Here is a 21,082-nt window from a genome sequence, read left to right on the forward strand (position 1 = left end):
GCGGCAACCCGGTGCGCTCCATCAACGCCCGGATCGCCGTCGAGGCCAACTCGTGCGCCGCCACCTCGCGCAACGTCCCCCCGAACCCCCCGACCGGGGTCCGCAACGGCTCGCAGATCACCGCGTCACGCATGGTTCTCCGATCGGGTCGTGGCCCACTCGCGCAGCGTCGCCGCGCGGATCTTCCGGCCGTTGGTGCCTGAGGTCGTGGGCATCTCGTCGATGACGTAGATCATGTCCGGCACCTTGAACCTCGCCAGCCCGTCGGCGCACCACGCCCTGAGCTCGGCGGCCGACGGCGCGCGGCCCTCGTCCGGCACGACGAACCCGACGGCGACCGTCGCCCCGTCCGCACCCGCGATGCCGACGACCTTGGCCGTGTGGACGCCCGGGTGCGCGGCGAGGCGCATCTCGATCTCCGACGGGTCGACGAGGAAGCCGCGCAGCCGCAGCGCGTCGCCCATCCGGCAGACGTAGGCGAACACACCGTCGTCGACGAGCGTGCCGAGGTCCCCGGAGTGGAACCAGCCGTCCGAGGTGAATGCCCGCGCCGCCGCGGCGTCGTCGCCCAGGTAGGCGTCGACGACGTTCGGACCGCGGAACTGCAGCTCGCCCTCCTGCCCGGGCGGGAGCGGCTCCTCGCTCACCGGGTCCGCCACCCGCACCCGGATGCCCGGGTGCACGACCCGGCCGCCGCCGGCCCAGCGGCCGGGCTCCGGCTCGTCGTGCGGCCAGAACGACGTGAGCGCGAACAGCTCCGACGAGCCGTAGACGCCGCTGGTGGAGGTGCCGAACGCGTCCCGGGCCCAGACCGCGAGCTCGCGCGAGCGGCCCTGGAAGTCCGCGACGCCCCACCACCGCCACGCCGGCAGGTCCCGCGGACGGGCCTTCCACGCCTCGGCCAGCCGCAGCACCAGGTCGTCCCCGCCGACGACGTGGGTCACGCCGAGGGCGGCCATGTCGTCGAGCACGACGTCCGCGTCGAACGCGGGATGGAACACGCAGGTCGCACCGGCGGCCAGGGCGGCCATCGCGGTGTTGTAGCCGAAGACCCCGGACAGCGGCAGCGCGCAGAGCACGTGCTCGCCGTCGGACATCCCGATGGCTGCGGCGTCCGCGGCGGCGTGCGCGAGCACCCCCGCGGCCTTGTGCGCGGCGAGCTTCGGCATCCCCGTGGAACCCGAGGTCGTGAACGCCACCGCCAGGCCGTCGGGGTCGGAGACGGGCACCTCCGGGGGATCGGCGATCTCGCCGGGCACCCATGACCCTCCACCGACGTCGAACGCCGCGGGGTCCGGCGCCTCGCGGCCCGGCCCGGCGACCACCGCCACGGCCGGGGCGGGCGCGGCGGCCTTCGCGACCGCGTCCCGGAGCCGGCCCAGCAGGTCCAGCCCGTGGAAGTCGTGGGCGAGCGCGACGAGCGCCGGCCGCGCCCGGTCCAGGACGTGCGCGACCTCCTCGACGTTGTAGCGGGTGTTGACGCCGATGACGTGCGCCCCGCGGGCCGCGACAGCGAACTGCCAGGCCAGCGAGTCGCTCCAGTTCGGCAGCCACACCGCGACGCAGTCCCCCGCACCGATCCCGGCGGTGCGCAGCTCCTCGGCGAGCGCGGCGGTGCGCCGCCAGAGCTCGCCCCGGGTGACCGGGATCGTGGCGCCGTCGGGGCCCTTGTCCAGGACGGCGATCCGCTCCGGGTCCCGGCGGACGAGCCGCCCGAGCAGGTCGGGGAGGTCCCGGGGAGTCTCAACGGGCGCGGGGAACGCCGAGACCGGATGCGGCGGGACGGCGGGCGCGTCGGTCATGCCGCCGCCTCCGCGGGAAGAAAGCACGTCGTCGGTCATGATGCCGCCTTCTCCACCGCCGCCAGCTCCTGCAGCCACCCGTCGAGCACCGCGTCGAAGCCGTCGATCTCCTCCATCGGGTAGTGCCCGATGCCCTCGAGCACCGTGCACCGCGCCCCGGGGATGCGGCCGGCCGCCCAGCGGACCGCGTCCGGGTCCAGCCACAGGTCGTCCGCCCCGACCACCAGGTGCGCCGGGCAGGTGACGCCCGGCAGCGCGTCCCGCAGGTCGTGGGTGGTCCAGCCGATCAGGTCCGACGTCGAGATCGCCGGGTCCTCGCGCCGGTGCATGGTCGCGATCAGCTCGGCCTTGTCCCGCGGCACCGACCGCCCGACGACGGCGAGGGTGCCCAGGTGGGTGCGGTCCGTGCGGCTCGCGGCGGCGACGTCGGACAGCTCGCGCCGCAGCCCGCGCTCGCTGGGCCGCCCGCCCGTCCACGCGTCCGCCGCCATCGCGACGACGCCGGCGAGCCGGTCCGACGCCCGGCAGGCGAGATCGAGGGTGATCTTGCCGCCGATCGAGCAGCCGGCGACGTACGGGCGCTCCAGGCCCAGCCGGTCGATCAGCTCCAGGCACCACGCGGCGTATGTGCCGAGGTCCGTGACCGGGCCGCCGGGCGCGGGCTCGGACCGGCCGTGCCCGGGCAGGTCCGGGACGATCACCCGGTACCCGCGGGCCGCGAGGCCGGCGCTGACGTGGCGCCACTGCACCCCGCTCTGCCCCGCGGTGTGCAGGCACAGTACCGGGGTGCCCTCCCCGACCTGCTCGACGAACGCGAGCGCGCCGCCGATCTCGATGTAGCTCGCCTCGATCATGCTTCCTCCCCCGCCAGGGCCCGGGCCGCGTCGACGATCTGGTGCAGCGCCGCGGTGAGCCGCAGGTATTCGTAGCCGTTCCCGCGCGTGGTGAACCGGCCGGTCATCGCGAAGCGGGTGAACTCGTTCTCGGGTGCGGTGACGAGCTCGAGCCATGTCGGCTCGTCCGCCTCCAGGCTGAACGTGGCGCCGGTCGCGGCCCGCCCGGACACCTCGATGACCTTGCCCCGGTAGATCCGCAGCTGCACCTCGTGCTCGCCCGCCCGCAGCCCGACGGCGCCGTCCCAGCTCGCGAGGGACTCGGCGAACCGCGGCCCGAGCCGCCCGACGAGCGCCTCGCCCCATGGCACCGTGCCGAACGCGAGGCCGACGGGGTCGGGCCCGGGGCCGCTCGCGGCGACCATCGCCGACGTCGTCCCGTCCTGGACCACGACGCCGTCGCGGTCGACCAGCGCCATGTGCCGGGTGACGATCCCCCGGTCCCCGCGGCGGGTGCGCCGGCAGCGGACGATCGCCAGCTCGAGCCGGACCTCGTCGCCGACCCGCATCGGGCGCCGATAGGACCAGTGCGTGTCCACCAGGCCGAGCACCGCGGAGCCGTGCAGGCCCAGGCCCTGCAGGAGCCCCATCGCGATCGCGACGCCGAAGGGTCCCTGCAGGATCCCGTCCGGCCCCGCGTGCAGCGGGTGGTCGTCGCCGGACAGCCGGGTGAAGTCCGCCAGGTCCTCCGCGGTGACGGTGCGGTAGGTGCTGGTGAACCGCTGCCCGACCGCGAAGTCCTCGAAGTACCGGCCCGGTCCGGGATCCCGCCCGGTGCCTGGCCGCAGAACCTGCTCCGTGGTCACTCGCCGCTCCTTCGCGTCGTCGCGCTGTCGAACGTCCCCACGCCGAGTACGAACGAACGTTCTTACAAAGCACTGAAGCATTCGCCCGCGTGGCCCGTCAAGCAGACCCCGACTTTCCGTACGCCACTCCCTGGGCTCCGACCGCAGGGCGGGTGAGAAGATCTCTCTCTTGTCTTCGACGACGCCGGGACCTACGGTAAGAACGATCGTTCGTACCGCATCGCAGCGGCCCCGGAGGTAGGACACCCATGGACCAGAGCACTCCCGCAGTTCCGAAGAGGATGGGCAGGCTCGCGGCAGCAGCTGTGTTCGCCACGGCCCTCGAGTGGTTCGACTTCCTCATCTACGCGACGGCCGCCGCGCTCGTCCTCGGCAAGCAGTTCTTCCCCGCGGCGAGCCCCGTCGCCGGCACCCTCGCGTCGTTCGCGACGTTCGCCGTCGGCTTCTTCGCCCGCCCGCTCGGCGGGATCATCGCCGGGCACGTCGGGGACCGGTTCGGCCGCAAGCCCCCGCTCGTCGCCGCCATGCTGGTCATGGGGCTGGCGACCTTCGCCATCGGCGTGCTGCCGAACTACGCGGCGATCGGCGCGTGGGCCCCGATCCTGCTGGTGCTGGCCCGGCTGGTGCAGGGTCTCGGCGTCGGCGCGCAGTGGGGTGGCGCGGCGCTGTTGCTCACCGAGCACGCGCCCGTCGAGAAGCGCGGGTTCTACGGCAGCCTCATCCAGACCGGGTCGATCTTCGGCGCCGTCGCCGGCAACCTGTTCTTCCTGCTCCTCACCGCGAACATGGGCGAGGAGGCGTTCGCGAGCTACGGCTGGCGCATCCCCTTCCTCTCCGGCCTGGTGCTGGTGATCATCGGCGTCTACGTGCAGCTCAAGATCGAGGACACCCCGGTGTTCCGGGAGATGCAGAAGCGCACCGCCGAGTCGAAGCAGGAGGCCGGGCTCCGCAAGGCCCCGCTGTCCGAGGCGATCCGTAGGTACTGGCGGCAGATCCTGCAGGCCGCGGGCGCGTTCTTCGTCGTCAACGCGACCTTCTACATCCTGATCAGCGGCATGCTGGACTACGGGGTCAAGCACGTCGGGCTCAGCCGCACGCAGATCCTGGTCTGCGTGATGATCGCCGGCGCGACCCAGGTGGTCAGCATGCCGTTCTTCGGCGCCCTCACGGACCGGATGGGCAGCCGCAAGCGGCTCTACCTCACCGGCACCGTGCTGATGGCGCTGTTCGCGTTCCCGATGTTCTGGCTGATCGACACCGGTTCGATCCCGCTGGTGCTGATCGCGCTGCTGATCGGCTTCACGATCCACGCCACGATGTACGGGCCGCAGGCGGCGCTGTACGCCGAGATGTTCCCCGCGGACATCCGCTACTCCGGTGCCTCGCTGGGCTACCAGTTCGCGTCGGTCTTCGCGGGCGGCCTCGCCCCGTTCATCATGACCGCGCTGCTCGCCACCACGGGGACGGCCTGGTCGGTCTCGCTCTACATCGTCGCCACGGCCGCGATCACCTTCGTCGCGGTCTTCACGATCAAGGAGCGCTTCCGCCGGGACCTCTACGAGACCTCGGAGCAGGAGCAGGACACCCCCGAGGGCTCCCCCGCCGGCGCCCGCTGACCCGAACCCGTCCGTTCGGCCGTGTCCTGACAGGACCAGCCCGTGTTCGATGAACCCTGCGTTCACCGCCCCCGTGGCCGGTGGGCGCAGGGTTCGACGGGGACCGGGTCGGGCGGGCTCGAGGAGGCACAAGTGGACACGGTGGGGAACCGCGAGCTCGGGACGGGCCCTCGGCCGATCGTGGACGGCACCGTCCTGTCGGCGAAGGAACTGCGGGACCGGGCCCGGGAAATGCAGGACGGCCGCGAGGAGCAGGTCGCGCAGGCCAGGACGGAGCTTGCGGAGAGCCTCGACCGGCTCGGCGAGGGGCTGCGGCTCGTGCGCGCGCGGGTGGCCGCGAAGGCCCGGCACGCGGGGAAGATCGCGGCGGGGGTGGCCGCGGCCGGCACGACGCTGGCGGTCCTCGCCAGGATCACCTGGGTGCCGACCCGGAAGCGGATCACGACCGGCTGACGCTCGTCCGGCCTGCGGTTGGCCTCGGGCACCGCGGGTACCGCCCTGGCATGACACAGGCGAATCGAGCGCCGGCGCGCTGGGCCGTCGTGGTCGCGGTCCTGCTGAGCATCTCGGTCTCCGGGTGCACGGGCGGTTCGCGGAGCGGCTCGGACCAGCCCGGGGTCCAGAACCGGACCAGCGTGGCCGGGTCGGCGGGAGTGTCGCCGCGCGTGCCGATCGGGTCCGCGTCCGAGGACGACATCTCGGCGGCACTGCGCGCCAACGGCGTCGAGGACCCGGAGAAGTGGGCCCAGGTGATCCTCAACAACGGCCCCTACCCCGCGGACGACCCGAGCATGACCAAGCTTCGTCAGGTGCTGCAGCAGCAGCATGCGGATCCCGCGACCATCGAGAAGATCGTCAACACGGTGCAGCCCTGAGCCGCCGGTCCTCCTGACCGACGCGAGCCGGGGCCGCCGCTCGCCTCGTCGAGACGTGACGCAGGACCGGTGCCGGCGAGGCGTCCTCGCCGGGCCTCCGTCCTGCCCCGCGCCGGGCGTGGCGTGTCACCGTGCCGGCGCGGGCTCGATCAGCGCCGGCCGCCGAAGGAGCTCTCGATCGACTGGTCGCCGCCCTCTGCGTCCTGCTCGGACAGCTCCAGGGCGCGGCCGGGGCGGCGAGCGCCACGCCCGACGCACCGAGGGCGAGCGGGACGGCGAACGCCCCGACGGCGAGCGAACGGTGAAGCTTGCGCATGCGTTTCTCCTGCTGTTCGGTCGACTCACGAGCGGCGGCGTTCCGTCTGATGATCGAATTTCCGTCACCCGAATACGACGATGATCTGCGCAGCGAATTCGGGAAATCTCGTCGGACCCGACGAGATGACCGGATCGGTGCGAGAACCGCATCCTCGGCCGCCGTACCGCGTTATGCGGCCTTCGCGCCGCGACTCCCGCCGGCCGGCCCGAACGCCGGCGAACACACTACCGCCCAGGTCGGAAGCACCTTCGCACGAGACCGGCCGGCGGTTCGGGTCGCCGACGAAGAATCTGTCACACGATCGTGGAAATCACGTCTGGCAATTCTTCTCGTTGAACGGGTGTCTCTCTCGAGGACGACTCCACCGTGAATTCTGCGAGCCCTTTTCCTCACCTGCGCGAGGGCGGCGACATCGGACGCCGATGGCGGCCGCCGCGCTCAGCGGTAGAGGCGGTCCTGCATCCGGCGGACGGCCGACCGGTAGATCCGGCCGCCGTGACCCGAGGCCGCGAGGGCGGCGCGAGCCGCGTTCGCGCCGGGCGCACCGTGGACCGCGCCACCCGGATGCGCGGACGACCCCGCGAGGAACAGACCCTCCACGGGCGTGTCGGCCCGCCCCAGCCCGGGAACCGGGCGGAAGAACAGCTGCTGGTGTATCGCGACCGTGCCCCCGTTGATCGCGCCGTCGACCAGGCTGGGGTTGCCGGCCTGAAGATCGCGCGGGCCCTGCACGTGGCGGGCCAGCACGGAGCTCCGGAAGCCGGGCGCGTTGCGCTCGATCGTCCGCTCGATCCGGTCCGCGTAACGGCCGACGGTCTCGTCGTCCCACCCCGCCCCGCGCGGGATGTGGGTGTAGGCCCACGCCGACTCCGTGCCGGCCGGCGACCGCGACGGGTCCGCGGTGGTCATCTGCCCGAGCAGCAGGAACGGTTCCTCCGGCACCCGGCCCGCCGCCAGGTCGGCGGCGAAGCCCCGCAGCCCGGCGAGGTCCGCGCCGAGATGCACCGTGCCCGCCCCGTCCACTCCGGGCGCGGTCCACGGGATCGGGTGCTCGAGCGCCCAGTCCACCTTCACGGTGGAGACGTCCCACTCGAACCGGTCCAGGTCGCTGACGAACCGGGGAGGCAGGTGCTCCTCCCCGACCAGCTCGCGGTACAGCACGGGAGCGGTGACGTCCGCGAGCACCGCACGCCCGGCGCGCACCGGGTTCCCCGCCCTGTCCCGGACCCCGACGGCCCGGCCGCCGCGCACCAGGACCTCGGCGACCCGACGGTCGCAGTCCACCCGGCCGCCGCGGGCGATAAGCCGGCGGACGAGGGCGTCGGTCAGGGCTCCCGCTCCCCCGGCCGGGACCGGGAACCCGACGTCCTGGCCCAGCATGGACAGCAGCCACCCGAACACCGCCCCGCCCGCGGCGTCCGGACCGAGATCGGTGTGCATAGCGTTGCCCGCCAGCAGCAGCCGCGCGCCGTCGCCGCGGAAGTTCTCCTCGCCGAACCGGTGCGCCGGCAGGGTGATCATGCGGGCCAGCCGCAGCCCCTCGGCCGGGCCGAGCCGCCGGGCCAGCCGGGACCCGGCGCGCACCGGCGGGAACGGCCGCAGGAACGTCTCCAGCAGATCGTCCCGGATGCGGCGCCACTGCTCGACCATCGCCACCCAGGCCGCGCCGTCCCGCGGCGCCCACGCCGACACCGCCGCCGCGGTCCGCTCCAGGTCACGCGACAGGACCACCGACCTGTCGTCCGGCGTGACGTGGGCGAGCACCTCGGGAGCGTGCCGCCACCGCAGCCCGTACTGCTCCAGGTGGAGCTCGGCCAGCACCGGCGAGGCCGCGCCGAGGGGGTAGAAGGCGCTGGCGACGTCCGACACGAAACCCGGCACGGTGAGCTCGGCACTGCGCACCGCACCGCCGGGGGCCGGGGACGCCTCCAGCGCGACCACCCGCCAGCCCGCGTCGGCCAGGACGTTCGCGGCGACCAGCCCGTTGTGGCCGGCACCGATCACCACCGCGTCGACCGTCTCGGCACCGGAGACGGGTCCGGAAGCGTTCATGGGGACGTCCTGCGTCATGCGGCCGTATACCCGGACCAGGCCTTTTCAAGCGGGACCCGCGCGCGACGAGGTGCCGGGCGGTCCCGTTCCGCGGTGCGGTGCCGGCGGTACCGGCACCGCACCGGGGTCAGGAACGCGGGAGGACCCGGACCACGCTGCCGTGCGCGTCCACGACGTCGGCCGACTCGTCGTCGAGCCACACCCCGTTGCTCGCCAGGTAACGGAAGCGGTGCTCCCCCGGCGCGAGCACGACCGAGACGCTGCGGCTGCCGTTGCGCCGCTGGATCAGCTCGTGCCGTCCGGGCTCCCAGGAGTTGAAGTCGCCGACGACGCTGACCGGGCCGGCGGGCTCGTCGTTCGTGAGGCGAAAGGTGATCCGGTTCTTTCCACCGAAAAGCGGCGTGCGCGCGAGCAAGACGACCTCCAGAAGGACCGGGCGAAGGCACGGACTCTACGGGCCGGGGCCCGGTGCCCCGCGGGAACGACATGCCCGGGGCACCCGGACGGACCAACTCCCCGCCCGGAAGCGCCCACCCGGGTGCCGGGCCCGTCGCGGACGCGCCGCGGATCGGGCCCGGGTCGGGCGGCGTCAGGTCAGCGCGCGACCGTGTCCGCACGGCGGGGCAGCACCCACTCCGGGCGGGGGAAGTGGCACGTGTACCCGTACGGATACTGCTCGAGGTAGTCCTGGTGCTCCGGCTCGGCCTCCCAGAACGGCCCCGCCGGAGCCACCTCGGTGACGACCCTTCCCGGCCACAGACCGGAGGCCTCCACGTCGGCGATCGTGTCCTCCGCGACGCGGCGCTGCTCGTCGTCGAGGAAGTAGATCGCCGACCGGTACGAGGCCCCGACGTCGTTGCCCTGGCGGTTCCGCGTCGTCGGGTCGTGGATCTGGAAGAACAGCTCCAGCAGGTCCCGGTAGCTCACCGCGGCCGGGTCGAACGTGATCTCGATGGCCTCGGCGTGCGAACCGTGGTTGCGGTACGTCGCGTTCGGCGTGTCCCCGCCCGTGTAGCCCACGCGGGTCGAGACGACGCCCGGGCGCTTGCGGATGAGGTCCTGCATCCCCCAGAAGCACCCTCCGGCGAGGATCGCCTTCGTCGAGTCGCTCATGTGCTTCTCCCTTCCCTGTGTCGGCAGGTGCAACAACCGGGGGCGGGTGCGGTAATCCTCCCGCCGCCCACGCCGGGCCCGGCCGCGGACCCAGCCTCGGGGACGTGCCGCGGACGCGCAAGCAGCACATCGCCGTACGTCGGTACACCCCGCGCGGGGCGATCCACGACTCGGTAGCGTCCGGCCCGCCGAGCAGGCCCGGCGGCCGGGTCCGCGGCAGCGGGTCCACCGGCAGGCACCCACGACGAGGAGCGCGCAACCGGTATGAACGAACGTTCGGCCGTGATCTTCGACTTCGGCGGGGTCGTCACCTCCTCGCCCTTCGAGGCGTTCAACCGGATGGAGGCCGAGCGCGGGTTGCCGCGCGACCTGGTGCGCCGGATCAACGCGGCGAACCCGGACGGCAACGCCTGGGCGCTGTTCGAGCGGGCGGAGATCGACGGGGCCCGGTTCGACACGCTCTTCGCGGAGGAGGCCCGCGCGCTGGGGCACGACCTGCCCGGGCGCGACGTCCTGGCACTTCTCTCGGGCGACATCCGGCCGCGCACGGTGGCGGCGATCGAGTGGCTGAAGTCCCACGGCTACCGCGTCGGGTGCATCACCAACAACGTGCCGTCCGGGCACGGCCCGCAGATGTCGGCCACCGCCGAGAAGGCGGAGGCGGTCGCCGCGGTCATGGCCCGGTTCGACCACGTGGTCGAGAGCAGCAGGATCGGCATCCGCAAGCCCGATCCGCGCATCTACACGCTGGCGTGCGAGGCGCTGGGCGTGACCCCGCACCAGTGCGTCTACCTCGACGATCTCGGCGTCAACTGCAAGCCGGCCGCCGCGCTCGGCATGCGGGCGATCAAGGTGACGGGCGAGGAGCAGGCGCTCGCCGACCTGGCGGCGGCGTTGGGGCTGGACCCCGGGACCTTCTAGGAGCGTCTCAGTTCGAGAGGGAGGGGCACCGCCCCCGACGCCGTGGGGGAGAATCCGCCGACGGCCCTTCGACCGAGGAGCACGACCATGGCAGAGCCGGCCACGATGCTGCGCACCCGGATCGGCGACCGGCTCGCGTACTCCCGCGACGCGTCGCACTTCGCGCTCGTCCCGGAGGCGGTCGCCGTCCCGGCGGACGCCGCCGCGGTCGGTCGGCTCTTCGCGGACGCGGCCGCCTCCGGGGTCCCGCTCGCGTTCCGTTCCGGCGGCACCAGCCTCAGCGGGCAGGCCGGCACCGACGGCATCCTGGTCGACACCCGGCGGCACTTCCGGGCCGTCGAGGTCCTCGACGGCGGGGCGCGGGTTCGCGTCGGCCCGGGCGCCACCGTCCGGCAGGTCAACACCCGGCTCGTCCGGTTCGGCCGCAAGATCGGCCCGGACCCGGCCAGCGAGAGCGCCTGCACCCTGGGCGGCGTCGTCGCGAACAACTCCAGCGGCATGGCCTGCGGAACGGTCGCCAACAGCTACGCCACCCTCGACTCGCTGGTGCTCGTGCTGCCGTCCGGCACCGTCGTCGACACCGGTGCCCCGGACGCCGACGAACGCCTGCACGCCCTCGAACCCGCCCTGCACGAGGGACTGGGCAAGCTGCGCGACCGGGTCCGCGACGACCCCACGCTGCGAGCACGCGTCGAGCAGCAGTTCTCGATGAAGAACACCATGGGCTACGGGCTCAACTCGCTGCTCGACCACACCCGCCCGGTCGACGTCCTCGCCCACCTCGTCGTGGGCAGCGAGGGCACGCTCGCGTTCATCGCCTCGATCGTCCTGCGGACCGTGCCGCTGCTCCCGCACGCCCGCACCGGCCTGCTCGTCTTCGACGACCTCGCGGCCGCCACCGGCGCCCTGCCCGCCCTCGTGGGCACCGACGCCACCACCATCGAGCTGCTCGACGCAACCTCGTTGCGGGTCGGCCAGGCCGACCCGCAGGCCGACGCGATGCTCCGCGGGCTCTCCGTCGACCGGCACGCCGCGCTGCTCGTCGAGTACCAGGCGCAGACCCCCGAGGAGGCCGACGCCCTCGCCGACTCGGCCCAGGGCGTGCTCGGGGCCCTCCCGGTGACCGGCCCCCGCACCCTCGCCGCGGATCCGGCGGCCCGCGCCGCGCTGTGGCACATCCGCAAGGGCCTCTACGCGACCGTCGCCGGGGCCCGCCCGACCGGGACCACCGCGCTGCTCGAGGACGTCGTCGTCCCCGTCCCCGCCCTGCTGCCCACCTGCGAGACGCTCACCTCGCTGTTCGCGCGGCACGGCTACGCCAACGCCGTCATCTTCGGCCACGCCAAGGACGGCAACATCCACTTCATGCTCACCGAGCGGCTCGGCGACGGCGCCCCGCTCGACCGCTTCGCCCGCTTCACCGACGACATGGTCGAGCTCGTCCTGGGCCACGGCGGATCGCTGAAGGCCGAGCACGGCACCGGCCGGATGATGGCGCCCTTCGTCCGCCGCCAGTACGGCGACGAGCTCTACGCCGTCATGTGCGAGATCAAGGCCCTGTGCGACCCGCGGGGCGTGCTCAACCCCGGCGTCGTGATCAGCGACGACCCCGGCGGGCACCTGCGGCACCTGAAGAGCTCCCCGGCCGTCGAGCCGGAGGTGGACCGCTGCGTCGAGTGCGGCTTCTGCGAGCCCGTCTGCCCCAGCCGCGACCTCACCACCACCCCGCGGCAGCGGATCGTGCTCCGCCGGGAGATCCAGCGGGCCCGCGACGCCGGTGACACCGCCCTGCTCGCCGAGCTGGAGCGGGAGTACCGCTACGACGCCGTCGACACCTGCGCCGTCGACGGCATGTGCCAGACCGCCTGCCCGGTCCTGATCAACACCGGCGACCTCGTCAAACGCCTGCGCGCAGAGCAGGCCGGGCCGCTGGCGACCCGCGGCTGGACCGCCGCCGCCCGGCACTGGGCGGGCACCACCCGGGCCGCGGCGACCGCGCTGACCGCCGCGAGTGCCCTCCCCGACCGGCTCGTGGCCGGGGTGAACGACCTGGGCCGCAGGGTGATCGACCCCGATTCGCTGCCCCGGTGGTCCCCCGAGCTCCCGAAGGGCGGGCGGCCGCGCACGGACGCGGCGCGCCCCGGTGCCGACGCGGTGCTGTTCGCCTCGTGCACCGGCACGATGTTCGGAACCGCCGCCGGCCCCGGGGACGACGAGGACGAGCCGGGTGCCGCCGCGGCGTTCGAGCGGCTGTGCGTCCGGGCGGGCGTCACGCTGACCCGGCCGGCAGGCGTCGCGTCGCTGTGCTGCGGGACCCCGTGGAAGTCCAAGGGCATGACCGCGGGTCACGCCGAGATGGCCAGGCGCGTGCTGCCGGCGCTGTGGGAGGCCGCCCGGGGCGGCGAGCTGCCCGTCGTCGGCGACGCGTCGTCCTGCACGGAGGGCCTGCGGCACATGATCGAGACCGCGGACGACGCGCGGTACTCCGCGCTGCGGGTCGTCGACGTCGTCGAGTTCACCGCCGAGCACCTGCTCGACCGGCTGGAGATCACCGCTCCCCTGGACTCGCTCGCCCTGCACCCGACCTGCTCGGCCGTCCGGATGGGCCTGACCGAGCCGCTGCGGAAGGTGGCCGCCGCGGTCGCCACCTCCGTCATCGTGCCGGACAGTTGGGGCTGCTGCGCCTTCGCCGGGGACCGCGGGCTCCTCCACCCGGAGCTCACCGCCGCCGCCACCCTCCCCCAGGCGACGGAGCTGGCCGGCCGGTCCTTCGACGGCTACGCGTCGTGCAACCGCACCTGCGAGCTGGGGATGACCCGCGCGACGGGCCGGCCCTACCGGCACGTCCTGGAGCTCCTGGAGGAGGGGACCCGGGAACGGCCGGAGCCCCCGGCGTGACCGGACGACTCCTGGCCGGCCCCGGCCGGCCAAGCCGCCGATCCCACGAGGCGGCGGACCGACCCGAGGTAGGCCGAATCGGCTTCGGGGGATCGCGGGTCCCGGGGACCGCGCGTCGATGGCTCTACTCCTGGAGCACGGCCCAGTGCGAGGACAGTCCGGTTGACCCACCGACGCCGCGCGGATCCCGCAGCGTCGGGATGGGCGGGATAGACCTCTGCAGCGTTCTCGACCTGGTATACGCCTGCCCTTCCGCCCCGGGCCGCGATGAGCGGCGAGACCGCAGCGTAGGGAGCCGGGCCGCGCGTTCCGCCGTCGAATTTGACGAACCGCGCCCTCTCAATTCTGACGATGTCGCGGCCCGCCCCGGCGGGTCGATCGACGAGCTCGACCTCGTGGTCGGCCTCGGTGCCCGCGGCTGGTCGGTCCTGCTGGTGAGCGCCACCACGGAGGAGCGCCGCATCGCGGCGGCGATCGCCGCGGGTGCCGTGGGGTTCGTCCCGAAGTCGGCCCCGCTACCCGAGCTGCTCGACGCCGTCTTCCGGGCGTCGTCCGGCCGGGAGCCCTTCGCTCCGGCAGGAGCGTGAGCGCTGGGTGCAGATCGACCGGTGCAGCCGGGCCGCGGACCGCGGGACAGATCGCGGTGGCGGCGGCTGACCTCGCGGGAGCGGGAGGTTCTCGAGTGCCTCGGGCGCGGGGAGCGTGCCACGGCGATCGCCGCGCAGTTCGTCGTGTCGCTGACCACGGTCCGCGCCCAGATCCGCTCGATCCTCACGAAGCTCGACGTCAACAGCCAGCTCGAGGCGGTCGCGTTGCTCCACCGGGTGCAGGGCGCCGGGTCGGGCAGGCCGGACGGCGAACACCGCTGAGGCAGCAGCCGAAGCCGGTGGCAGGGATGCCGGGGCTCCAGGACGACAGCCGGGCAGCACATGTGCAGATCTGGGCACCCATGGCCGATCCGGTTGCGGCCGAGAGCCGCCACGCTGGCTCCATGACCACAGACCTCGCCGGACGCCTGCTCTCGCTCTGGGACTCTCCCCCGGAGACCCGCGACGATCCGAAAGCCGCCTTCGCCGCCCTCTACACCGACCCCGTGCTGGTCAACGGCACGCCGATCACCGTGCGCGACATGGTCGCGCGGGCGGCCGGCCTGCACGCCGCATTCACCCAGCACGACCGGGAGGTCCTGGAGATCGTGAGCGGCCCGGGCAAGCTCGTGATCGCGTTCCGGCACGCCGCCCGGCACACCGGCCCCTGGTCCACCCCGGTCGGCGATCTCGCACCGACCGGACGCCGGATCGAGGCTCTGGTGATCGACGTGCTGACCGTCGACCCCGACGGGCGGATCTCCGCCGTCGTCGTGGTGGCCGACGAGCTGAGCCGGCTCCAGCAGGCGGGCGCCGTCCCGGCCTAGCGGGATCTGGGCGAGACCGGGCCCGGGGCTCAGCTCAGGGTGGCGCCGAAGAGGAGGCCGAGGAGGTAGGTCGCGCCCGCCGCGGCGGCGCCGATGAGCAGCTGGCGGATCCCCCTTCGCCAGGGCGGGCCTCCGGAGAGCAGGCCCACCGTCGCGCCGGTCCCGAGGAGTGCGAGCCCCACCAGCACCACCGAGACCACGAAGGCGAAGGGCCCGGTGAGCCCGAACAGGAAGGGCAGGATCGGCACGAGGGCGCCGGAGGCGAAGAACGCGAAGCTCGACGCGGCCGCCCCGAGCGCCGTGCCCACCGCCTCGTGCTCCGGCTCGGGGGCGCCCGTGCGCAGCGGCACCGCGGGGTCGTAGGTGCTCAGCATCTCCCGCGACCGGCGCACGGCCTCCTCGGCGGACAGCCCGCGTGCTCGCATGACCAGGGCGAGCTCGTTCTCGTCGAGATCGAGGTGGGGCAGCACCTGCGGGGCGTCGTGCAGGGCCGGCGCGGACGCTGCGAGCAGCTCCCGCTGCGACCGAACCGACACGAACTCCCCCGCCCCCATCGACAACGCGCCGGCCAGCAGCCCGGCCAGCCCGGTGAGCAGGACGCTGGTCGCCGTCACCCCGGCGCCGGCGACGCCCAGAACCAACGCCAGGTTGCTGACGAGCCCGTCGTTGGCCCCGAAGACCGCCGCCCGGAACGTCCCCGAGACGCGGGCACGGCCCCGGGCGGCCAGCCCCCGCAGCACCTCCTCGTGCACCCGCTCGTCGGCTGCCATCGCGGCGGTCGCCTCCGGGTCGGTGGCGTACGGCGAGCGGCTCTCGGCCCGTTGGGCCAACGCCAGCACGAACACCGAACCGAACCGGCGGGCCAGCAACGCGAGGAGCCGGCTGCGCAGGCTGCCGGGCGGGATCCGGCCGGGATCGTCCCCGAGCAGCCGCACCCAGTGCGCGGCGTGCCGTTCCTCGGCCCGGGCCAGCTCGAGGAGGATCTCCCGGTCCTCCCCGGACCGGCGGCCGGCGAGGTCGCGGTACACCGCGGCCTCGGCCCGTTCGTCGGCGAGCCGTCGACGCCGGCGACGGATCGCGGACGGCGACGCCGGGCGTTCGGGATCACCGTCGGTCCGCCGCACCGGAGATCCCCGGTCGTCCATGCCGCACCGCCGTCCTCGGAAAGGGTCCTGACCCGCAGAGTGGCACGGCCGCCCGCTCCGGAAACGTCGAGGTCGGTCAACGCTCGTCGCTGCGCGCCCGGTACCCGCGCTCAGCTGTGCCACCCACCCGTCGAGGTGCGGCTTCGTGGCCGGATGGCAGTGGCGGACCAGCGGGTCGTGACCAGGGACGATGTCATCCGGGGAGTCGACGGGTCCCGGGAGGCGACGGGCGTAGGCGTGGAGGAGCTGAGCCGGATCGGTGGTCGAACAGGCCGAGGTTGCCGGCGTGGTCGTAGTGCAGGTGCGTGAGGATCACGTCGTCCGGTTCAGGGCCGAGATCGTCGGTAGGTCTCCTCGTCCCTGTCTCTCCTTTCGATCGGCAGCGCCGTCGGGCAGCGGGCCGCCGACGTTCACCACGAGGACTCGCGCACCCCACGCTCGTAGTCCTCGTCGCTGACCTCGTGGAGCCACTCGGTCGGTCCGAACGAGAACGCCGTGTGCGTGAGCAGGCTGTCCTGACCGGCTCCGTGCCAGTGGACCTCGCCGCCGGGCGTCCAGACGCTCTGTCCGGAGTGGAGCGCGCCGCCGTGGCCGTCCTCGCGGACGACGAAGCCCGTTCCGGCGGTCGCGAGGATGAGCTGTCCACCCTCGTGGCGGTGCCAGTAGGTGCGGGCTCCCGGGGCGAACACCACGGTGTTCGCCACCGGGTCGTCCCCGGCCGCGGAGACGGGGTCCCCCCAGACGGTGCCGGTGAAGGTGTCGGTGCGCTGCGCCGACGGCCGGCCGGCACGCGCTCGGATGAGATGCACGGTGATCTCCCTGGTTCGGTCAGGCGCTGGTGGTGGGCCGGACGGCCGGCTCGCCGACGGTGCTCGGCGAGGCCAGGGTGAGGTCCGGGCGGGGGGCCGGGCCGAGGTCACGCCACCGGGTCTCCGGCAGGACGAACCAGAGGATGACGGTGCAGACCAGGGCGACCGCGGCGATGTAGGCGGCCGGCAGGCCGACGCCCACGCCGGCCGCGGCCAGGGCGGCCGCGATCAGCGGGCCGGGACCGGCGACGACCGCCGCGCCGAGGTTGTAGCCGATGGCGCTGCCGGTCGACCGGGTGCTGGCCGGGAACAGTTCGATGAGCATGACCGTGGTCGTGCTGTTGTGCATCGCCTCGAACAGGCCGAACAGCACCACGCCGAGGACCGCCACCACGGGATCGCCGGTCGCCATCAGCAGGAACGCCGGGATGGAGAACAGCGCCAGTCCCGCTCCTCCGGCGAGCGAGACCGGGCGGCGGCCGACGCGGTCGGAGAGCGCGCCCATCACCGGGCAGAGGGCCGCGTAGATCACCGCGCCGACGGCCACCACGACCAGCGCGGACAGCCGCGGCATGCCCGCCGTCGTGGTCAGGAAGGTCGTGACGTAGGTCGCGATGTAGTAGAAGCCCAGAACCGTGATCGCCGAGAGGGCGAAGGAGATCGCGACGCTCCTGCCGCCGGATCGCCCGACCGCCCGGATCGGCGACTCGACCACCGCGCCCTGCGCCTCGAGGTCCCGGAAGACCTTCGTGTCCTCGAGCTTCATGCGCATGTAGAGGCCGATGAGGGTCAGCGGGAAGGCCGCCAGGAACGGCACCCGCCAGCCCCAGCTGGTGATGTCGGCGGGAGAGACGGTGCTCTGGATGACGAGTGCGGCCGCCGCGCCGGCCGCCACCGCGAGTGCGGCGGTCGTGGGCACGATGCTCGCGGTGAGCCCGCGCCGGTGCGGCGGGGCGTTCTCGACGAGGAACGCCGCCGAGCCCGTCCACTCGCCACCGGCGGAGAACCCCTGTGCACAACGCAGCAGGACCAGCAGGATCGGGGCCGTCACCCCGACCATCGCGTAGGTCGGCAACACGGCGATGAGCGCCGTCGCGACGCCCATCAGGACGACCGAGAGCATCAGGGCGAAGCGGCGGCCGCGCCGATCGCCGATGGCGCCGATCACGAACCCGCCGACCGGTCGCATCAGGAACGCCACGCCGTACACCGCGAGCGTCGAGAGCAGCGACGAGGTCGGGTTGGAGCTGGGGAAGAAGTTCGCGCCGATCGCCACGGCGAAGAACCCGTAGACGGCAAAGTCGAACCACTCCATGAAGTTGCCGATGCCCGCGGCCACGAGGCGGCGTCGTGGGTCCGGTTCCAAGGGCGGCAGGGCCGTGGCGTGGGGATCGTGGGTCATGCGGTTCACCACTTCTCTGGGATGTTCCGTGTCCGTCGGCACCGGGTCCGGGCTCGCGCCCGACCGGCGGCCGTGAGGTTCGGTCAGCGCTCGTACTTGTCGTGCAGGAGGTCGAGCACGGGGTAGAGGTGCTCGGCGAAGCTCACCGGGTCCTCCGACATCGGGAAGTGCCCCTTGCCCGGCATCTCGACGAGGTGCCCGCCGAGGCGTGTCGCGGCCTCGCGGCTCATCTCGGTGGTGGCCGAGTAGTCGTACTCGCCGCTGAACACGTACAGCGGGCAGCCCGCCGGCCGCAGCGCCTCGGTGTGGCGCGGGAGGTCCTGGGAGTAGAAGTACGTGTCCCCCTGGTAGACCCCGGGGCCCGACTGGGCGTATCCCCAGAGCGTCTGCGCGGCCGGGCCGGCCGGGCTGGTGGGCGCGATGAGGCCCCCGACCCAGCTGGTCAGGAACCGCGAGTGGTCGACGTCGCCACGGTTGGTCCACTCGACGAACCGGGAGGGGTTGCCGAGGCCGCCCTCCAACGCGCACACCCCGGTGAACCGGTCGCCGCGGGTGCTCGCCAGGTACAGCGCGATCGCCCCGCCCATGGAGCAGCCGGCGAGGACCGGACGCTCGAGCCCGAGCGCGTCGACGACGGCGAGCACGGTCGCCGCATAGGTGTCCGTCGTCAGCCGGTATGTCTCCTCCTGCCACCCGGTGGGTGGCTCGGAGCGGCCGTGCCACGGCATGTCGAAGGCGATCACGGTCCACCGCGCGGTCAGCTCGGGGTCTTCGAGGAGGTAGCGGAACTGCCGCGAGTCCGCTCCCGCGGTGTGCAGACAGACCAGCGCGGGACCGGTACCCGCCGACTCGTAGTAGAGGCGCTGCCGGGCCCCGTCGACCTCCAGGGTGAGGTACCTGCCGACGATCGGGCTCAGGCCCGGAGGGCTCGCCGGCGGTTCCGGGTTGAGGGCCGGCTCGGGCACCGTCGTCGCCGCGGCGCGAAGCGCGTCCAGCACGCGGTCGACGACGACCGCGGCCCGGGCCCACACCGCACGGTCGCCGCGGACGGGCCGGGCTCGCGAGGTGGCGACCATGGCCTGGGCCGTGGTGTACCCGCGCGGCCGGGGCACGCTGCAGAACGCGGACCAGTCCGCCGCACCGACGGCGAACTCGAAGTCCCAGCTGTCGTTGATGCCCGTGACCGGCACGACGGTCGTCGCGGCGCCGTCGCAGCGCAGGCCGAACGCGACGTCGTCGATCTCGACCAGGCACGTCCACGCGCCCGCCGGCGGCAGCCCGACGAGCAGTCCGTCCAGGTCCAGGCTCTCCGGAGCCTCCGGGCTGATCCCCATGTCCTTCTCCTTCACCGATTCAAGCGCGCCGGATCCGGCGTCCCACCGGTGCGGCCCTGCGTGGGGAGAGGATGCTTCACATAGATCAGAGATGTCCAATACAGTTATCCTCGGTTGAGCATAAGAAGGAGTTATGGATGGAGACTCGTCAGCTGCGGCATTTCCTCGCGGTGGCGGACGTCGGGACCTTCACCGCCGCGGCCGAGCACCTTCGGATCTCGCAGCCGGGTCTGTCGTCCTCGATCCGCACCCTGGAACAGCAGCTCGGCGCCGATCTCTTCGTCCGCAGCCGCAAGCGCGCGGAGCTCACCGACGCGGGCCGGGAGCTCTACGCCGGCGCCCGCCGCGCCCTGGCGACGCTGGAAGCGGTCGAGTCGCGGATCCGCGGGGGGCCCGGGGTCACCAAGAGCACCCTCTACGTCGGCTCGATCCCGTCCTTCGCGGGCCTGGACCTCGCGGCCCTGATCAGCCGGTTCACCGCCCAGAACCCGGACGTCGACGTCGCGGTGACCGTGGGGATGCCGCTGCAGCTCTTCGCGGACCTCGTCGGCAACCGCCTCGAGCTGGCGTTCGTCACGATGCCGCTCGAGCCGCCCCACAACGTGAAGCTCACTCCGCTCGCGACGTACCCCATGGTCCTGGCCTGCCCGCTCGGGCACCGCCTTGCGGGCCGGGACTCCGTCGAGCTGCGTGCGCTCGCCGACGAGACCTTCGTGGACTTCGACCCCGCCCTCGCCGCCCGTCAGGTCACCGACCATGCCTTCGTCACCGCGGGGATCCCCCGGAACGTGCGCGTCACGTGCAACGAGATCGGCTCGCTCCTCGAGCTCGTCGCGCACGGCCTCGGCCTCGCGGTCGTGCCCCGTCCGCTCGCCATCGCCACCCGGGTCCCCATCGCGCTGGTGCCGATCGACAACGCCTCGCTCGTCTGGACGGTGGCCGCGGCGACGCGGCCGAACGGGGCCGTGTCCGACGCCGGTCAGGAGATGTGGAACCTGATCGCCGGCAACGCGAAGCCCGTCTCGACGGGGTAGGCCCGGCGTTCAGCCGCTCGCCGGCCGGAGGTGCACCTCGCGGTCGGCGAGGGCACGGCCGGCGGCGAGGACGGCGAGGTCGAGGGCGATACGCGCGTCGCGGAGCGCGTCCGCGACCCGGCGGGCGCCGGTGTCGTTGGCACCGTCGGCGGCCGCCGCGGAGACGGCGCCCTCCAGCGCGGCCAGCAGCGGGGCGGTGCTGTTGTGGACCGAGCGCGCGATACCGGCCGCCTCGTCGCGCGGTGTCCCCGCCCGCTCGTCCCGGTACGCGTCGAGGGGCAGGGCGCCGCGGGTGCGGCCCGCTGTGGCGAGGTGGAGGACGGTCATGTCGGTGGCCTGCTCTCGTGAGGAAAACCGACGTTTCGGCTGCCCGGAAGCCTGCACGACCTCGCCGTCACCGGGCCAGCCCGCTGTCCCTACTCCGCGACGGGGGCCAGCCCACCCGCGACGGGGGCGTTACCTCCCATCCTGTCCGCAGCCGGCTCACGCCCGGAGGCGGGTGCCGGCACACCACTGATCGTGAGGGTCCCGGTGGTACCAGCAGGCTGGTCCGGGCGATCGCGCCTTCCTAACGTCGTCGGTGGCGCTACGCGCTGCTGCTGCTCGGCATGCCGATGGCGACCATCGCCGTCGCCGCGGCGACCGGGAC

At 73.5% G+C, this 21,082-nt stretch carries 21 protein-coding genes and 1 pseudogene; 9 read left to right on the forward strand and 13 right to left on the reverse strand.

The features are described 5' to 3' along the window. The 4 genes and pseudogenes from JWP64_RS01600 to JWP64_RS01615 all read right to left on the reverse strand — a co-directional run. Window positions 1–133: pseudogene (locus tag JWP64_RS01600) on the reverse strand (acetyl-CoA C-acyltransferase); the annotation flags it as partial. After that, window positions 126–1,841 carry an AMP-binding protein gene (locus JWP64_RS01605; RefSeq protein WP_297491354.1) on the reverse strand — a complete coding sequence of 572 codons (1,716 nt, stop codon included), beginning with the start codon at window positions 1,839–1,841 and terminating at the stop codon, window positions 126–128. The gene JWP64_RS01605 and the pseudogene JWP64_RS01600, both read right to left, overlap by 8 nt. Beyond that, a complete protein-coding gene (locus JWP64_RS01610) occupies window positions 1,838–2,656 on the reverse strand; it encodes an alpha/beta hydrolase (RefSeq protein WP_297491356.1) in 819 nt (272 codons plus the stop codon). Before JWP64_RS01610 ends, JWP64_RS01605 begins: the two co-directional genes overlap by 4 nt. Then, window positions 2,653–3,501, reverse strand: coding sequence for a MaoC family dehydratase N-terminal domain-containing protein (locus JWP64_RS01615; RefSeq protein WP_297491360.1), 849 nt, complete (start codon window positions 3,499–3,501; stop codon window positions 2,653–2,655). Before JWP64_RS01615 ends, JWP64_RS01610 begins: the two co-directional genes overlap by 4 nt. Window positions 3,502–3,749: 248 nt before the next feature. Here JWP64_RS01615 and JWP64_RS01620 point away from each other — a divergent pair, with 248 nt between their 5' ends. From JWP64_RS01620 to JWP64_RS01630, 3 genes are all read left to right on the forward strand, one after another. Further along, window positions 3,750–5,117, forward strand: a complete 1,368-nt coding sequence (locus JWP64_RS01620) for an MFS transporter (protein WP_297491362.1) — start codon at window positions 3,750–3,752, stop codon at window positions 5,115–5,117. Between the two features lie 132 nt (window positions 5,118–5,249). Beyond that, window positions 5,250–5,570, forward strand: coding sequence for a hypothetical protein (locus JWP64_RS01625; protein WP_297491365.1), 321 nt, complete (start codon window positions 5,250–5,252; stop codon window positions 5,568–5,570). A 50-nt stretch (window positions 5,571–5,620) separates the two neighbouring features. Beyond that, window positions 5,621–5,992, forward strand: a complete 372-nt coding sequence (locus JWP64_RS01630; protein ID WP_297491367.1) for a hypothetical protein — start codon at window positions 5,621–5,623, stop codon at window positions 5,990–5,992. A gap of 757 nt (window positions 5,993–6,749) precedes the next feature. Here JWP64_RS01630 and JWP64_RS01635 read toward each other — a convergent pair. From JWP64_RS01635 to msrA, 3 genes are all read right to left on the reverse strand, one after another. Next, window positions 6,750–8,363 carry an NAD(P)/FAD-dependent oxidoreductase gene (locus tag JWP64_RS01635; protein ID WP_297491369.1) on the reverse strand — a complete coding sequence of 538 codons (1,614 nt, stop codon included), beginning with the start codon at window positions 8,361–8,363 and terminating at the stop codon, window positions 6,750–6,752. Between the two features lie 127 nt (window positions 8,364–8,490). Continuing rightward, entirely contained in the window at window positions 8,491–8,778 is a 288-nt protein-coding gene (locus tag JWP64_RS01640) for an isoamylase early set domain-containing protein (protein ID WP_297491372.1), read from the reverse strand. A gap of 179 nt (window positions 8,779–8,957) precedes the next feature. Further along, window positions 8,958–9,476: a peptide-methionine (S)-S-oxide reductase MsrA gene (msrA, locus tag JWP64_RS01645; RefSeq protein WP_297491375.1), complete on the reverse strand. Its 519-nt coding sequence runs from the start codon at window positions 9,474–9,476 to the stop codon at window positions 8,958–8,960. A 264-nt stretch (window positions 9,477–9,740) separates the two neighbouring features. Between msrA and JWP64_RS01650 the strand changes: the two genes are divergently transcribed. From JWP64_RS01650 to JWP64_RS01670, 5 genes are all read left to right on the forward strand, one after another. Continuing rightward, a complete protein-coding gene (locus JWP64_RS01650; RefSeq protein ID WP_297491378.1) occupies window positions 9,741–10,397 on the forward strand; it encodes an HAD-IA family hydrolase in 657 nt (218 codons plus the stop codon). Between the two features lie 87 nt (window positions 10,398–10,484). Then, a complete protein-coding gene (locus JWP64_RS01655) occupies window positions 10,485–13,295 on the forward strand; it encodes an FAD-binding and (Fe-S)-binding domain-containing protein (protein WP_297491382.1) in 2,811 nt (936 codons plus the stop codon). 395 nt (window positions 13,296–13,690) lie between these two features. Then, on the forward strand, window positions 13,691–13,882 hold the full coding sequence (locus tag JWP64_RS01660; RefSeq protein ID WP_297491385.1) for a hypothetical protein: 192 nt from the start codon (window positions 13,691–13,693) through the stop codon (window positions 13,880–13,882). A 21-nt stretch (window positions 13,883–13,903) separates the two neighbouring features. After that, window positions 13,904–14,164: a helix-turn-helix transcriptional regulator gene (locus JWP64_RS01665; protein WP_297491387.1), complete on the forward strand. Its 261-nt coding sequence runs from the start codon at window positions 13,904–13,906 to the stop codon at window positions 14,162–14,164. Window positions 14,165–14,286: 122 nt separating this feature from the next. Then, on the forward strand, window positions 14,287–14,709 hold the full coding sequence (locus JWP64_RS01670; protein ID WP_297491390.1) for an ester cyclase: 423 nt from the start codon (window positions 14,287–14,289) through the stop codon (window positions 14,707–14,709). A 29-nt stretch (window positions 14,710–14,738) separates the two neighbouring features. Here the strand turns inward: JWP64_RS01670 and JWP64_RS01675 are convergent, their stop codons facing one another. The 5 genes from JWP64_RS01675 to JWP64_RS01690 all read right to left on the reverse strand — a co-directional run bounded on the left by JWP64_RS01675 (window position 14,739) and on the right by JWP64_RS01690 (window position 19,399). Next, on the reverse strand, window positions 14,739–15,833 hold the full coding sequence (locus tag JWP64_RS01675) for a VIT1/CCC1 family protein (RefSeq protein ID WP_297491393.1): 1,095 nt from the start codon (window positions 15,831–15,833) through the stop codon (window positions 14,739–14,741). 214 nt (window positions 15,834–16,047) lie between these two features. Then, window positions 16,048–16,290 (reverse strand): MBL fold metallo-hydrolase, encoded by a 243-nt coding sequence (locus JWP64_RS31310; RefSeq protein WP_366889212.1) that lies wholly within the window; start codon window positions 16,288–16,290, stop codon window positions 16,048–16,050. After that, window positions 16,265–16,663 (reverse strand): cupin domain-containing protein, encoded by a 399-nt coding sequence (locus tag JWP64_RS01680; RefSeq protein ID WP_297491396.1) that lies wholly within the window; start codon window positions 16,661–16,663, stop codon window positions 16,265–16,267. The genes JWP64_RS31310 and JWP64_RS01680 overlap by 26 nt, the downstream gene beginning before the upstream one ends. Before the next feature lie 19 nt (window positions 16,664–16,682). Continuing rightward, complete coding sequence (locus tag JWP64_RS01685) at window positions 16,683–18,065, reverse strand: MFS transporter (RefSeq protein ID WP_297491399.1); 1,383 nt, start codon at window positions 18,063–18,065, stop codon at window positions 16,683–16,685. A gap of 83 nt (window positions 18,066–18,148) precedes the next feature. Beyond that, on the reverse strand, window positions 18,149–19,399 hold the full coding sequence (locus JWP64_RS01690) for an alpha/beta hydrolase (RefSeq protein WP_297491402.1): 1,251 nt from the start codon (window positions 19,397–19,399) through the stop codon (window positions 18,149–18,151). Between the two features lie 137 nt (window positions 19,400–19,536). Between JWP64_RS01690 and JWP64_RS01695 the strand changes: the two genes are divergently transcribed. Then, window positions 19,537–20,433 (forward strand): LysR family transcriptional regulator, encoded by an 897-nt coding sequence (locus tag JWP64_RS01695; protein WP_297491405.1) that lies wholly within the window; start codon window positions 19,537–19,539, stop codon window positions 20,431–20,433. A gap of 9 nt (window positions 20,434–20,442) precedes the next feature. Here JWP64_RS01695 and JWP64_RS01700 read toward each other — a convergent pair whose 3' ends face one another. Then, window positions 20,443–20,760 carry a hypothetical protein gene (locus JWP64_RS01700; RefSeq protein ID WP_297491408.1) on the reverse strand — a complete coding sequence of 106 codons (318 nt, stop codon included), beginning with the start codon at window positions 20,758–20,760 and terminating at the stop codon, window positions 20,443–20,445. Between the last annotated feature and the right edge of the window lie 322 nt (window positions 20,761–21,082).

This window comes from Pseudonocardia sp., from assembly GCF_025465255.1.
Classification (GTDB): Bacteria; Actinomycetota; Actinomycetes; order Mycobacteriales; family Pseudonocardiaceae; genus Pseudonocardia.

Excerpts from the sequence above, each read along its gene's own strand:
- JWP64_RS01695 (WP_297491405.1), top strand. The coding sequence starts at position 19,537 with ATGGAGACTCGTCAGCTGCGGCATTTCCTCGCGGTGGCGGACGTCGGG.
- JWP64_RS01630 (WP_297491367.1), top strand. The coding sequence starts at position 5,621 with ATGACACAGGCGAATCGAGCGCCGGCGCGCTGGGCCGTCGTGGTCGCG.
- JWP64_RS01635 (WP_297491369.1), bottom strand. The coding sequence starts at position 8,363 with ATGAACGCTTCCGGACCCGTCTCCGGTGCCGAGACGGTCGACGCGGTG.
- JWP64_RS01650 (WP_297491378.1), top strand. The coding sequence starts at position 9,741 with ATGAACGAACGTTCGGCCGTGATCTTCGACTTCGGCGGGGTCGTCACC.
- JWP64_RS01610 (WP_297491356.1), bottom strand. The coding sequence starts at position 2,656 with ATGATCGAGGCGAGCTACATCGAGATCGGCGGCGCGCTCGCGTTCGTC.
- JWP64_RS01670 (WP_297491390.1), top strand. The coding sequence starts at position 14,287 with ATGACCACAGACCTCGCCGGACGCCTGCTCTCGCTCTGGGACTCTCCC.
- JWP64_RS01700 (WP_297491408.1), bottom strand. The coding sequence starts at position 20,760 with ATGACCGTCCTCCACCTCGCCACAGCGGGCCGCACCCGCGGCGCCCTG.
- JWP64_RS01685 (WP_297491399.1), bottom strand. The coding sequence starts at position 18,065 with ATGACCCACGATCCCCACGCCACGGCCCTGCCGCCCTTGGAACCGGAC.
- JWP64_RS01620 (WP_297491362.1), top strand. The coding sequence starts at position 3,750 with ATGGACCAGAGCACTCCCGCAGTTCCGAAGAGGATGGGCAGGCTCGCG.
- msrA (WP_297491375.1), bottom strand. The coding sequence starts at position 9,476 with ATGAGCGACTCGACGAAGGCGATCCTCGCCGGAGGGTGCTTCTGGGGG.
- JWP64_RS01605 (WP_297491354.1), bottom strand. The coding sequence starts at position 1,841 with ATGACCGACGACGTGCTTTCTTCCCGCGGAGGCGGCGGCATGACCGAC.
- JWP64_RS01690 (WP_297491402.1), bottom strand. The coding sequence starts at position 19,399 with ATGGGGATCAGCCCGGAGGCTCCGGAGAGCCTGGACCTGGACGGACTG.
- JWP64_RS01655 (WP_297491382.1), top strand. The coding sequence starts at position 10,485 with ATGGCAGAGCCGGCCACGATGCTGCGCACCCGGATCGGCGACCGGCTC.